A 13,474-nucleotide genomic window follows, 5' to 3' on the forward strand; every position below is an offset into this window, starting at 1 on the left:
GACCCGGTCTGGTGGGCGACAGCTAAATCCAATGGATGGACTAAGTCAACGCCTCCGGCATGTAAACTTCCGGCCATGCGGCGTGGTGTGATGGCGGGAACGTCGCGATGTGGACATGAGGCGGGGGTCAGGTGATGGACAGGTGACGACGCTCGGCGGAACGAATCTGCCGCGGGTGGGCGGCTACAACCAGGCCGTGGTGCTGGACGCCATCCGCACGCGCGGCGCGGTCAGCCGGGTCGAGCTGGCCGCGCTCACCGGTCTGACCAACCAGACGGTGTCGAACGTCGTCCGCAAGCTGCTCGACGCCGGTCTGGTCACCGAGACCGGGCACGCCCCGTCCAGCGGCGGCAAACGCCGTACGCTGCTCTCACCCCGCCCGGACGGCGCGTACGCGGTCGGCGTCCATCTCGATCCCGACTCGGCCGTGATCGTGCTGGTGAACCTGGCGGGCGAGGTGATCGTCAGCCGTCGGCTGCGGCTCACCGCGCCGGACGTGCCCGCCGACGTCGTGGACCGGGTCTCCCGCGCGGTGCAGCGGCTGATCGTCCGCTCCGCGGTGGACCCGGCCCGGCTGCTCGGCCTCGGCATCGCCGCGCCCGGCCCGATCGACGGTTCCTCGGGCTGTGTCGTCGCGCCCCCGAACCTGCCCGGCTGGGACCGGGTGCCGCTGGTCGAGATGTTCGCCAAGGCCACCGGTCTGCCCGTCGCCCTGGACAACGACGCGACGGCCGCCGCGATCGGCGAGCGCTGGATCGGCGGCGAGGCGCGGGCCGGCAGCTTCCTCTTCATCTACCTGGGCACCGGCATCGGCGCCGGGATCGTCCTCAACAACACCGTCCTGCACGGGGATTCGGGCAACGCCGGGGAGTTCGGCCATATGCCCGTCGAGCCCGGCGACCGGGTCTGCCACTGCGGCGCCATGGACTGCCTCGGCCCCTACTGCAGCCCGTCCGCGATCATCGACGATCTGCTGCGGCGGTACGGCCCGGTCGCCGCCGACCGCATCGGGGTGACCGGCGCGGCCGCCTCGCTCCACGACGACTGGAAGGCGCTGCGCCGGGCCGCCCGCGCCGGTGACCCCGCCGCCGGTGACGTCGTACGACGCGCCGCTCGCCTGATCGCCCAGGCCACGCGCGGTGCGGCCAGCCTGCTCGACGTCGGCCGGGTCGTCCTCGGCGGCGAGGCGCTGCGCGGCATCGAGCCGATCCTCCTGGAGGAGATCGACAGCGCCGTCAACCGCACCTCGGTGGCCCGCTCCATCCGCCCGGTGGCGATCGAGCAGAGCGTCATCGGCGACACGGTGGGGGCGATCGGGGCCGCGTCACTGGTCCTGCACGGGAACTACGCGCCGGGGTGGCGGCTGCTGACGGACGGGGCGGGGTGAGGGCGCCTCCGGGCGTAGGACGGCGAGCCCGCCGATGACGCAGGCCCAGGTCGCCGCGCTGTCCCGGCCCCAGACCGAGGCCTGTTGGAAGCCGAGGACGCTCGCGCCCGTGCCGACCCCGATGAGCAGGGCTCCCCTGACGTCGAGCGGCTCGTCGCGGCGCCGGTCGGAGATGCGGTCGAGCGCGGTGAGGATCAGCGCGACGACCGCGACGGGGACGTCGACCCGGAAGATCGCGCGCCCGGTCCGGCCCGCCGGCCAGCCGCCGAGCAGCGGTCCGAGGGCGGCCAGGGCGCCAGTGACGCCGAAGAACAGGGCGCGGGCGCGCCCTCGCCGGTCGACCGGGAACACCGCGACGACGACGGCGAGCGCGGCCGGGAAGAGCAGCGCCGCGCCCAGGCCCTGGGTCGCCCGGAACACGACCAGCCAGGTCAGCGCGGAGTCCCCGGTGGGAACACAGCCGCACAGCACCGAGGAGATCACGAAGATCGGCGTGCCCGCGACGACCGCACGGCGCGGGCCCCACAGGTCGGCGACGCGACCGCCGAGGCCGAAGAACGCGGCCAGGGCCAGCAGGTAGGCGTTGACCACCCACTGCCTCGCGTGTGCGTTCGGCTGACCCGGCCGGTCTGCGACGGCACGCGCGGGGACGCACCCCGAGGCGGTCGGGCGCGACGGGCGCACGGCGGGCGACGGCTCCGAGGGGGTGTCCCTTTGGCGGCGCGAACGACCCCTGGGTATACGGAAGTTGAACACTGGCCGCGAGACCCGCACGGGCCGTGGGGCGTCCTTACGCTGACGCGCGTGCGAGATCATCTACAGGCGGGCGACGGCCGCCACGGCAGCGCCCGCGAGCGGTCCCCCCGGTCCTCCCCGACGGTTCCGGCGCCCCGCTCGGCCGGGCGGAACGGTCGCCCGAACCCCCTGTTGGGACTGCAGCAGACCGCGGGCAACGCGGCGACCGTCGCGGCCATGAGCGCGGCGGGCCCGGCCGCCGTCCGCGACCGGGCCCCGATGGCGGCGCTGCCGGCCGTCGTCGAGGAGGGGGCCCTGGAACTCCCGCCGTATCTGCGGGACATGGCGGCGCCGGGGCTGTCCACCGCGTACGGGCTCACCGGCCAGGAGTTCGTCACCGCCACGCTGGCCGACGCCGTCGGGCACCGCGACGGCGTGGTCGCCGAGATCGCCGCCGAGCTCGCCGGGCGGCCCGAGTCCTTCTACGGGAGCGGACGGGCCTTCGCCGTCACCGGTGCGCGGGGCGCGGACCGCTACGACGTCACGGTCCGCGTCTCCCGCGCCGACGACGACCCTCACGCCCTCTTCTCCCCCGACGGTCCCGGCGCCGAGGACGCGGCCACCAAAGTGGACGTGCAGCACAACACCGCCGCCACGGTGTCCCAGAGCACGGGCTCGTCCGCGTCGAAGGGCGCGGCCTTCACGGCGTTCGGGATGGCCCCCGTGGCGCCGGGCGTCTGGGTCGGCGGGGCGGCGACCGTCAACGCCCAGCCGTTCCAGTCGTCCCGGGACTCCCGTGCCCAGCGGAACATCGCCGAGCCGCGCGTGCTGCGCAGCGACAAGGGGTCCGTCGAGGCGCCGCGCAGGATCCACTACGGCGTGCGGGTCATGAAGGACGGCGCACGGGAGGCACAGCACTTCAGCGGGCCGGGCACGCTCACCATGCGGGTGCCGGTGGAGCATCTGGTGCCGGCCGGCGACGCCGCGCCCGCCCCGCGTCCGGCGCCGCTGGCCCCCGACACCGCGCGGGCGGTGTCGGGGGCCGACTCCATGGCCCCGCTCGCCGTCTCCGACTCCGCCGCCCCGCACCAGGGCGGGGGCGGGCTGTTCGACGCGGTCGCCTCGGCCCTGCACCCGTCGCTGACCTGGCCCGGCGCCCCCGGCCGGGCCCGGCTGTACGAGGCCACGGCCACCGCGACCGTGCTGGAGGACCTGCCCCGGCTGCTGCGGGACGGGATCGTGGGCGAGGACCTGACCAGCCGGGACGGCACCACCACCGGCACCTACCGGATGCACGCCACGATCACCGCGCTGGCCCCCGGCTGGAGCACCGGCAAGACCCAGCTGCGCACCCACCAGCAGGCGCAGCACGGGGTGACGGACACCGCGGGCAAGGGGCGCGGCGGCGCCTTCGGCATCGGCCCGGCGGGCGGGTTCGGTGTCCTCGGCAACGCGGCGGCCGTGCGGGGCACCGTCATGCCGGTCGTGGGCGCGCGCCAGAGCCGGTTCAGCGTGACCGAGCAGACGCTCTCCAGCAGGCAGGGCGCGGAGGTGCGCGGTGACAAGGTGCTCTATCTGGGCACCGTGCTGTTCACCGTCGAGGGCGCCGGGCCCTCGTCCCCCCTCACCCGGGCGCACGGCGGCGGTCGGACCGCGCGGCACAGCATGCAGGTCTGGATCAGCCTGCGCGCCGACGAGGCCCAGGAACTGGGGCTGCCACTGCCCGAGGGCGTGACGGCCGGGGAGTTCGTGAAACGTCCGCCACGGACCGCGCAGGACACCGAGGGCGAGGAGCAGCAGGGCAGCGGCGACACCAAGGGCAAGGCACGGGCGACCGAACAGGAGGCGGCCGGGCGGGACGCGGCAGCGAGCGCGGCGCCCCAGCACCTCGTACGGCATCTGCCCTTCGGCGCGATGGGCTCCAGCGTGGCGATCAGCCGGCTGGACACCGCGCCGATGATGCGGGCCGTACGGGAGCTGTTCGCCACGGATCCCCGGCTCGCCGGCTATCTGCCCGCCTTCGGCGAGGAGGCGCAGCCGCGTGAGCCCGGCGCGGAGGAGGCCGAGGTCCAGCGGCGCAACTACCGTGAGCTGGTCACCGTACTGTCGGAGACCAACCTCCGTGTCAACAAGGACCAGTTGCTGTCGACGGGCATCCGGGTCCGGCTGCGCCGCAAGTCCCGCCTCCACACCCATGACGTACAGCTGAGGGTGACCGGCTCGCTCCGGGAGACCGGCCACCTCGGCGACACCGAGGACTGGCTGGTGCGCAGCCACTCCGGTGTCAACAGCAACCTGCAGAGCGGGCGGGCCAGTTCGCGCAGCGTCGGCGGGATGGCCCTGGGGCAGTTCCGGCTGATCCCCGGCGCCCTCACACTGTCGGCGCGGGGCGAGAAGGGCCGTACGACGACCCGGCGCGGCCAGGCGGGGCCGACCCTGCGCACCGACGTCCTCACCAACGGGTCCGAGGACGCGAGCGTGTTCGGCGGCGCGCTGAGCCTGAACGTCGGCGTCACGATGACGACCCGGCAGCGCAAGACGGCCCGCTCCCTCACGCCCGGCGCGCCGGGCCGGGACGTGCCCGAGGTCGAGGAGCTGGGGACGCTGCCCCTCGACGCGCAGGACGTGCGGCTGCTCACCCCCACCGCGTTCACCCTGGACGACGAGGCCAAGCGGCGGCTGGACACCGGGAGCTCCGCGCGCACGGCCGGCCGGCACGACCCACCCGCCGATTTCGCGGCGGCGGGCATCGGCGACCTGGCCGGCCTGCTCCCTCGGCAGCTGAGCGGCCGCCGTGTCCGGGACTGGACACTGGTGGAGACCGTGGGGGACGGGCAGCCGCTGCGGGACCTGGCGTTCGAGCTGCTGGCGCAGGCGGCCGCCCGCAACCGGCAGGCACGGGAGGACCGGGCGCTGCAGACCGAGGGGCTCGCGCCGCGGCTGGCGATCGAGGAGCGGTTCGGCCCGCAGGCCGTGACGGCCGCGCTGCGGCAGGCCGTCTCCGCGGGCTGGGTGGTGCAGAACCTGCGGTACGCGCGGCGGCTGGCCGCGCTGAACGGCGCGGTCGGCACCCGTCTCGCGCTGACCGCGCCGCGGGTCGTCCACCAGGGCACGGGGGCGGGCACCGAGACCTTCGTCCTGGGCGGACACCAGGTGACGGGGCAGGAGGGCACGAGTCGTACCGTCTCGGCGCAGGGCGGTCTGACGGGGGCGGAGAACGGCACCGAGTGGCGTATCGCCGAGGGGGTCGCGGCCGGCCGTTCCCTGGGGCACGGCGACACGACCGCGTCCACCCTCGTCGGCACCGTCGAACGCAACGCGCACACCTCGCGCAAGAGCCCGCTGTACCTGGTCCGGTGCGACCTCGTGGTGCGGATGGTCGCGGAGGTCGCGGTGGCCGGCGGCGGTCCTTACGTGGCGCGGGGCGGCCGTACGGTGCCGGCGGCCGTCGGCGTGTGGCTGACCGAGCGCCAGTTGCGGGCGGCGGGGCTGAAGGTGCCGGGCGAGGAGGGCCGCGGGGCCGCGGTCGCCTCCGGGTCGGACACCTCGTCGGCGAAGCCGGACAGCGGCGCGAAGACAGCCGGGAAGGGCCACGCCCCGGAGACCTCCGGTGGCACGTCCGCGGGCTCGTCCATGCTGCCGCCGGTCACCGTCCCGGCGCTGGCGCAGTCCCTCCCCCTCGGCTTCGGCATGATCGAGGACCTGCCCGACTTCGTGCCGCTGCTGGACCGGATCCGGGGCCGGCTGGGCGCCTCCCTCGCCGACGATCTGCTGCCGCGCACCCGGCTGACGGACCGCAACGACAATGTCCAGCGGCTGCTGCGGGTGCTGGACCGGGCCGGTTCGGCGGGTCTGCTGTCGAGCGCGATGGACGGGGGCGTGGGCGTCGAGCTGTTCGACGGGCGCAAACGGCCGTACCGGGCGGTGTTCGGCATCCGCAGGACCGGGCGGGGCAGCTTCGCCGAGACGGCGTCCGACGGCCGGGACATGGAGTACGTCACCTCCGCCGCCGCCCAGCGGGCCGCCGCCCACGACGAGAGCGACACCCGGGGCGTCGAGGCCGTGCTCGCCGGTTCCGGGAAGCCGGACGGCGGCACCGGTCAGGTGAAGAGCGTCGGCGCGGCCGCCGGTCTCGGCCTCTCGGCGAGCGACTCGCGCCGTTCGACGAGCGTCGGGCGGGCCCAGCTGGGGGTGAAGACCGTCGCCGAGGCGTCTGCCGCGCCGTCGGCCCGGATGCACGTACCGATCGAGGCGACCCTGGAGATCTTCTCGGGCAACCGCCGGGTGGCCCTGGCCCGTATGGACGGCCTGAGCCTGACGCACCGCGCCCTCGCCGCCGACCTGCGCGCCCTGTCGCGGCTCGCCCCGGTCCCGCCCGGGCAGGCCGGCCGGCACGCGGCCGATCCCGAGGAGGGCGGCGCCGACCGGCTCGGCCCGTGGCGGCGCGCGGGGGCCCGGCTGCCCATGGAGGCGCAGGTCAACGGGTTCACGGGCACGCCCCGGGTACGGCAGGCGGTGGACGACGCGGTCGAGCGGGCGGGCGGGAACGCGCGCTTCCGTACCGGTGGCGAGGCGGCGTTCCATCTGCTGCGCGAGGCCGTGTCCACGGAGTGGCTGATCGCGGCGCTGCCGCTGCTGACCTCGGCGGGCGTGGATCTTCCGCCGATCCATGCGACCGGTGCGTCGGGGCAGGACCTGCGCGCCTCGCTGCACGCCCGGCTTCGCTCGGGGCGGGTGCTGGGCGTCGGGGACAAGATGACGTTCGAGACCGTCGCCCAGAGCGGGCTGGACGCGCCGCGCCCGACGGGTACGGACGGTCAGCAGGCGAACGAGCACGGCAGGTCGGCGCGCGGTCTGTTCGGCGCGGGCACGCTGAACGCCGACGAGTTCCGGATGAACCAGCTCCTCGGGGTCGTGGACGGCTCCGGCAGCGCCACCTCGACGGCGGCGAACGCGGCCGGTTCCATGCCGCTGCACAAGCCCAAGTCGGAATCGGTGCTGGTGCAGTTCACGCTGGACGTACGGGTGGTGGCGGAGGTGACGGACCGGGTGCGCTCCGGGAAGCGGTCGACGGCCGTGCAGGACGTCACGCTGCCGGAGCCGGTGGTCGTCCGGATGCCGACGCCCGCGGTACGCCGGATGCTGGCCGACCCGGCCGCCGCCGAGCTGCTGCGGGACCCGCAGAACCACCTGAGGCTCCGCGCGAACGCCGACTGACACCCGCCCGTCTGCCGGCCGCGGAGAAGCACGGGCCCGCGGCCGGTGGGAGCCCCTCGGGGCCGCTCGCATGGTCAGCTGCCGGACGTGGTGGGACGCTGGAGGTGAGGGGCGTCCTAGGAGCAGCCGGGAGGACCGATGGGGCGCGACGTCCCGGCGCTGGTCTTCACCCGCGAGGACCGCCGCCGCTATCGGATCAAGATGCAGGACTGTCTGGAGGTCCTCGCGCAGATGCTGCGCGAGGAGCGGTTCGAGTCGGAGCGGCCCCGGGTGGGGCTGGAGATCGAGCTGAACCTGGTCGACGACGAGGCCGAGCCGGCGATGCGCAACAGCGAGGTGCTGGAGGCGATCGCGGACCCGGCCTGGTCCACCGAGCTGGGGCGGTTCAACCTGGAGATCAACGTTCCGCCCCGGCGGCTGACGGAGGGCGGCCCCGACGCCTGGGAGTCCGAGATCCGCGCCGCGCTCAACCACGCCGACCAGCGGGCCAGGACGGCCGACGCCCGGCTCATCATGATCGGCATCCTGCCCACGCTGCGCCAGGAGGACGTCGGCGAGGACACCCTGTCGGAGAACGCGCGCTACCGGCTGCTCAACGACCAGGTCTTCGCCGCGCGCGGCGAGGATCTGCGGATCGAGATGGACGGCGTCGACCGGCTGCGCACCTACGCCGACACGATCACCCCGGAAGCCGCCTGCACCAGTACCCAGTTCCATCTCCAGGTCTCCCCGCAGGAGTTCGCCGCCTACTGGAACGCGGCCCAGGCCATCGCCGGGGTCCAGGTCGCGCTGGCGGCCAACTCACCGTTCCTGTTCGGCAAGGAGCTGTGGCACGAGACCCGCGTCCCGCTGTTCGAGCAGGCCACCGACACCCGCCCGCAGGAGATCAAGGCGCAGGGCGTACGGCCCCGGGTGTGGTTCGGGGAGCGGTGGATCACCAGTGTGTTCGACCTGTTCGAGGAGAACCTGCGCTACTTCCCGGCGCTGCTGCCGCTGTGCGACGAGCAGGATCCGGCCCGGACCCTCGACGAGGGCGACATCCCGGAGCTGGGCGAGCTGACCCTGCACAACGGCACCATCTACCGCTGGAACCGACCGGTGTACGCGGTCGCCCACGACCAGCCGCACGTCCGGGTGGAGAACCGCTGTCTGCCGGCCGGGCCGACCGTCGCCGACACCCTCGCCAACGGCGCGTTCTACTACGGGCTCACCCGCGCCCTGGTGGAGGAGGAGCGGCCGGTGTGGTCGCGGATGTCGTTCCAGGCCGCCGAGGACAATCTGCACACCGCCGCCCGCCATGGCATCGAGGCCCCGTTGTACTGGCCGGGCATGGGCGAGGTGCCGGTGCCGGAACTCGTGCTGCGCCGGCTGCTGCCGCTGGCGCACCGCGGACTGGAGCTGTCGGGCATGGACGCGGCCTGGCGGGAGCCGCTGCTCGGCGTCATCGAGCAGCGCTGTGTCACCGCCCGCAACGGGGCCGTCTGGCAGAAGGAGATGTTCCATCGCATCGGCACGGCCGCGCACCTGGACCGCCATGAGGCGCTGCGGCTGATGACCCAGCAGTACATCGACTACATGCATCTCAACGCCCCCGTGCACACCTGGCCCGTCGACTGACCGGTCACCGACCGACCGCTGACATACCGTCAGACACTGGGAGGCACCCGTGGCGCACACACCGACCGTCGACGTGCTGATCGCGGGAGCGGGCCCGGTCGGGCTCAGCGCCGCCGCCGAGCTGGGCCGGCACGGCGTCCGGTGCCGGCTGGTCGACCGGCTGCCGGCCCGGCTGCCGTACGCGAAGGCGGTCGGAATCCAGCCACGCACCCTGGAGATCTGGGACCGGATGGGCCTGGCCCGTGCGGTTCTGGAGGCGGCGGCCGTGCTGCGCGGCCAGCTGGTCCACGTCAACGGCCGGGAGACGGCGCGCTGGGAGCTGGCGCTGCCGCCCGAGGTGCCGTACGGCTTCGCCGCGCTGCCGCAGTACGCGACGGAACGGCTGCTGGAGGAGTACCTCGCGGGCCTCGGCACGGTCGTCGAGCGCGGGAGCGAGCTGCTGGACTTCGTCCAGGACCCGGACGGGGTGACCGCACGGCTGCGGACCGCCGCCGGGGGCGAGGAGGAGCTGCGGGCGGGGTATCTCGTCGGCTGCGACGGGGCGCACAGCACGGTCCGCAAGGGGCTGGGGCTCGCCTTCGAGGGGGCCGCCTTCGCCGAGGAGTACATGCTGGGCGACGTCGAGGCGGACTGGGACATGCCGCACGGGTACGGCATCCGTTCCAGCCATCGCGCGGACGACGGCTCCACCGACGATGTGCTGGTGTGCATCCCGCTGCCGGGCGCCGGGCGGTACCGCATGTCGATGCTGGTGCCGCCGGAGCTGTCCACGCGGGCGTCCGGCGAGGGGGACGGGGTCGCGCACGGCCTGGAAGGCGGGCGGGCCCCCGAGCTGTCGCATCTCCAGGCCGTCGTCGACCGGCTCGCCCCCAAGCGGGCCGTCCTGTCCCGGCTGCGCTGGTCCTCGGTGTTCCGGATCAGCCATCGCATCGTGGACCGGTACGGCGACGGGCGGGTCTTCGTCGCGGGCGACGCCGCCCACATCCATCCGCCCACCGGCGCCCAGGGCATGAACACGGGCATCCAGGACGCCGTCAACCTGGCCTGGAAACTCGCCCTCGTCCTGCGGGGCCGGGCCGGGCCCGGGCTGCTGGAGACGTACGACGCCGAGCGGCGGCCGGTGGGCGAGGAGGTCGTCAGGCGGACCGTGCGACACGCCACGCGGGGCATCGAGGCCGACCCCGACGACCCGCGGACCCTCCTGCTGCGCGAGGCCCAGCTGCTCGTCGGCTACCGGGGCGGTCCGCTCGCCGGCCGTCCGTACGGGCCCGCCGACGCGCCCCAGCCGGGCGACCGGGCACCGGACTGCACCGGGCTGACGCTGCCCCTGGCGGCGTTCCCGCTGCGGCTGCTCGACGTGATGCGCGGCCGTGCCGGGCATGTCGTGCTGCTGTACGCCGCCCACGCGGGCGATCTGGCCGAGGCGGCGGACGCGGTCGCCTCGGCCGTGGAACCGGCGGGGGCGGCGGGGCCGACGACCGTGGCCGTCCTCGCCCGGGAGGCCGCCGCGGTCGCCCCCGACACGCTGGCCGTCGCCGCGTACCGCGACACCGGCGGGGAGTTCGCCCGGCTGTACCGACCCGACGGGCCGACCGGGTTCGTCGTCCGCCCGGACGGACATCTCGGCGCGCGCTTCCCCCTCGCCGACACGGCCGCCTCCATCAGCCAATGTTGTGCACTTTCTTGACGAGCATCACCAGAGAGCCTAACTTCGCGGTTGTCCCTCCCCCCGCTCAAGGGAGACCGCGATGTCCCCGTCCCCCACCCCGTCCCCGATCCCGTCCTCCGAACAGATCCGCCAGTTGCGCAGGGTCGCCCTGTCCGGACTGCTCGGCACCGCCGTGGAGTTCTACGACTTCCTCGTCTACGGCACGGTCGCCGCCCTCGTCTTCGGCGAACTGTTCTTCCCCGGCGCCGATCCCGCCGTCGGCACCATCGCCGCGTTCGGCACCTTCGCCGCCGGCTATGTCGCCCGCCCGCTCGGCGGCATCCTCTTCGGCCACTTCGGCGACCGGCTCGGACGCAAGTCGATGCTGCTGCTCACGATGGGCCTGATGGGCGGCGCCAGCTTCGTCATCGGTCTGCTGCCCACGTACGACACCATCGGCGTCTGGGCGCCGGTCCTGCTGATCACCCTGCGGGTGGTGCAGGGCATCGCCATCGGCGGCGAGTGGGGCGGCGCCACGCTGATGGTCGTCGAGCACGCCGGGGAGCGGCGGCGCGGCCTGTGGTCCAGCTTCACCCAGATGGGGGCGCCGCTCGGCTCCCTGATCTCCGCCGCCGTCGTCGCGCTCGTCGTCACCCTCCCCAAGGACGAGTTCACCGCCTGGGGCTGGCGTGTGCCGTTCCTGCTGAGCGTGCTGCTGCTCGGCGTCGGGCTGTTCGTCCGGCTGCGGGTGGTGGAGAGCCCGCTCTTCGCCGAGGTGAAGCAGCGGCGCACCGAGGCACGGCTGCCCATCCTCGACGTCCTGCGGCAGCCGCGTCCCGTGCTGCTGGCCTGCTGTGTCGGCATCGGCGCCTTCACCGCCCAGTCGCTGCTGACCAGCTATCTGATCGCCTACGCCACCGGCATCGGCTACGCCCGCCCGCAGGTGCTGACCGCGCTCACGGTCTCCGCCGCCGTCGCCCTGGTCGTCCTGCCCTGCGTCTCCGCGCTGTCCGACCGGGTCGGGCGCCGCCCGGTCGTGCTCGTCGGCGCCCTCCTCTCGGCGGCGACGGCCTTCCCCGTGATGGCCCTCGTCGACGCGAAGTCCCCCGGTCTGCTGATCCTCGCCGTCGTCCTCGGCCACGGCATCGCCCAGTCCACGATGTACGGGCCGCTGGGCGCCCTGTTCAGCGAGATGTTCGGCACCCGGGTCCGCTACACGGGCGCCTCCCTCGGCTACCAGGGAGCGACCCTCATCGGCGCCGGCTTCTCCCCGATGATCGCCGGCAGCCTGGTCGCCGGCAGCCACAGCAGCACCCCCGTCGCCGTGCTGCTCTGCGGCGGCTCCCTCATCACCGCGCTGACCGTGTGCTTCGTCCGCGAGACCAGCCGTACGTCCCTCTCCGGCGACCCCGCCGAGAGTTCCTCCGCCCCCCACACCCAGGAGATCACCGCATGACGATCCGCACCCGCACCGCCTCCGTGGCAGCGCTCCTGCTCTTACTCACCACACCGCAGGCCACGGCCCGAGCGGCGACGGCCGAGCCGGCCCGGGTGGAGGGCCGGCTCCCCTCCGGGGCGACGTACCTGATGGACGTCCCCGCCGACTGGAACGGCACGGTCCTGCTGTTCAGCCACGGCTACGCGGCCGGCCCGGCCAACCCCGCCCAGGACGCCCCCGACGAGGCGACCAAGGCGCTGCTCCTCCAGCAGGGCTACGCCCTCATCGGCTCCTCCTACGCCACCACCGGCTGGGCGGTCACCGACGCCGTCCCCGACCAGCTCGCCACGCTCACCGCCTTCACCGAGCGGTTCGGCACCGCCTCCCGCACGATCGCCTGGGGGCGCTCGTACGGCGGACTCGTCACCACCGCCCTCGCCGAGCGCGCCCCGCAGAGCATCGACGGCTCGCTCTCCCTGTGCGGCCTCGTCCACGGCGGCGTCGCCAACTGGAACAACACCCTCGACCCGGTCTTCGCCCTGAAGACGCTCCTCGCGCCGGGCTCCGACGTCCCGCTCGTGGACCTGCCGGACCAGCAGACCGCGACCGCCGCGGCGACCGTGCTGACGGCGGCGGTCGACTCCGCGCAGACGACCGCCCAGGGCCGGGCCCGCATCGCGCTCGCCGCGGCCCTGCACAACATCCCCGTCTGGAACCAGCCCTCGCAGGTCCGGCCCGCGGCCACCGACTGGGACGCGCAGCAGGCCAACCAGTACACGGCCGTCAGGGGCCTGCTGAACGCCGGCTTCAACCGGCGCCAGGAGGCCGAGGCCCGCGCCGGCGGCAACATGGCGTGGAACACCGGTGTCGACTACGCGCGGCTCCTCGCCGAGTCGTCCGTACACAAGGAGGTCACCGAGCTGTACCGGAAGGCCGGGCTGTCCCTGCGCAAGGATCTCGCGACCCTCAACCGCGCCCCGCGCATCGGCGCCGACCCGGAGGCCGTCGCCTGGATGAGCCGCACCAGCTCCTTCACCGGGAAACTGACCAAGCCGCAGTTCTCCGTCCACACGACCGGCGACGCGCTCGTCCCGGTGCAGACCGAGAGCGCCCTGCGCCGGGCCGTCACCGCCGCCGGGTCGTCGGCGCTGCTGCGGCAGGCGTACACCGACAACGCCGGGCACTGCACCTTCAGCGCCGCCGAACAGCTCGCCGCACTGCACACCCTGGAGGACCGCCTCAGCACCGGCCACTGGCCGGCGACGGACGCCGGCGCGCTCAACTCCCGGGCCGCGGCGGCCGATTCGACCTCACCCGCCCGCTACACCGCCTACCGCCCCACCCCGTACCTGCGGCCCTACGACCTTGCCCACCCGGCCGACGGCCGGTGACCTGGTACGACCGCCCGCCGCAGGACCGGCGGGCGGTCGTA

General features: G+C 74.4%; 6 protein-coding genes and 1 pseudogene. 6 read left to right on the forward strand and 1 reads right to left on the reverse strand.

Annotation, left to right across the window (positions count from 1 at the left end; translation table 11 throughout):
- The first annotated feature begins 142 nt into the window (after window positions 1-142).
- Window positions 143-1,387, forward strand: a complete 1,245-nt coding sequence (locus ABZ464_RS20190) for an ROK family transcriptional regulator (protein WP_359278805.1) — start codon at window positions 143-145, stop codon at window positions 1,385-1,387.
- A 15-nt stretch (window positions 1,388-1,402) separates the two neighbouring features.
- Here the strand turns inward: ABZ464_RS20190 and ABZ464_RS20195 are convergent.
- Window positions 1,403-1,984: pseudogene (locus ABZ464_RS20195) on the reverse strand (MFS transporter); the annotation flags it as partial.
- A 207-nt stretch (window positions 1,985-2,191) separates the two neighbouring features.
- On the opposite strand from ABZ464_RS20195, the gene ABZ464_RS20200 reads away from it, so the two are divergent.
- The 5 genes from ABZ464_RS20200 to ABZ464_RS20220 all read left to right on the forward strand — a co-directional run bounded on the left by ABZ464_RS20200 (window position 2,192) and on the right by ABZ464_RS20220 (window position 13,433).
- Entirely contained in the window at window positions 2,192-7,339 is a 5,148-nt protein-coding gene (locus ABZ464_RS20200) for a hypothetical protein (RefSeq protein ID WP_359278807.1), read from the forward strand.
- 138 nt (window positions 7,340-7,477) lie between these two features.
- The gene (locus ABZ464_RS20205) at window positions 7,478-8,956 is read left to right on the forward strand and encodes a glutamate-cysteine ligase family protein (protein WP_359278809.1); all 1,479 of its coding nucleotides are present in this window, start codon (window positions 7,478-7,480) and stop codon (window positions 8,954-8,956) included.
- A 49-nt stretch (window positions 8,957-9,005) separates the two neighbouring features.
- The gene (locus tag ABZ464_RS20210; RefSeq protein ID WP_359278811.1) at window positions 9,006-10,643 is read left to right on the forward strand and encodes an FAD-dependent monooxygenase; all 1,638 of its coding nucleotides are present in this window, start codon (window positions 9,006-9,008) and stop codon (window positions 10,641-10,643) included.
- A gap of 61 nt (window positions 10,644-10,704) precedes the next feature.
- The gene (locus ABZ464_RS20215) at window positions 10,705-12,060 is read left to right on the forward strand and encodes an MFS transporter (RefSeq protein ID WP_359278813.1); all 1,356 of its coding nucleotides are present in this window, start codon (window positions 10,705-10,707) and stop codon (window positions 12,058-12,060) included.
- A complete protein-coding gene (locus ABZ464_RS20220; protein WP_359278815.1) occupies window positions 12,057-13,433 on the forward strand; it encodes a hypothetical protein in 1,377 nt (458 codons plus the stop codon). The genes ABZ464_RS20215 and ABZ464_RS20220 overlap by 4 nt, the downstream gene beginning before the upstream one ends.
- The last annotated feature ends 41 nt before the right edge of the window (window positions 13,434-13,474 follow it).

Source organism: Streptomyces sp. NPDC005820 (assembly GCF_040630255.1).
Lineage (GTDB): Bacteria > Actinomycetota > Actinomycetes > Streptomycetales > Streptomycetaceae > Streptomyces.

Bases quoted from the DNA above. Each gene is read 5' to 3' on its own strand.
- ABZ464_RS20205 (WP_359278809.1), top strand. From the start codon at position 7,478: ATGGGGCGCGACGTCCCGGCGCTGGTCTTCACCCGCGAGGACCGCCGC.
- ABZ464_RS20220 (WP_359278815.1), top strand. From the start codon at position 12,057: ATGACGATCCGCACCCGCACCGCCTCCGTGGCAGCGCTCCTGCTCTTA.
- ABZ464_RS20215 (WP_359278813.1), top strand. From the start codon at position 10,705: ATGTCCCCGTCCCCCACCCCGTCCCCGATCCCGTCCTCCGAACAGATC.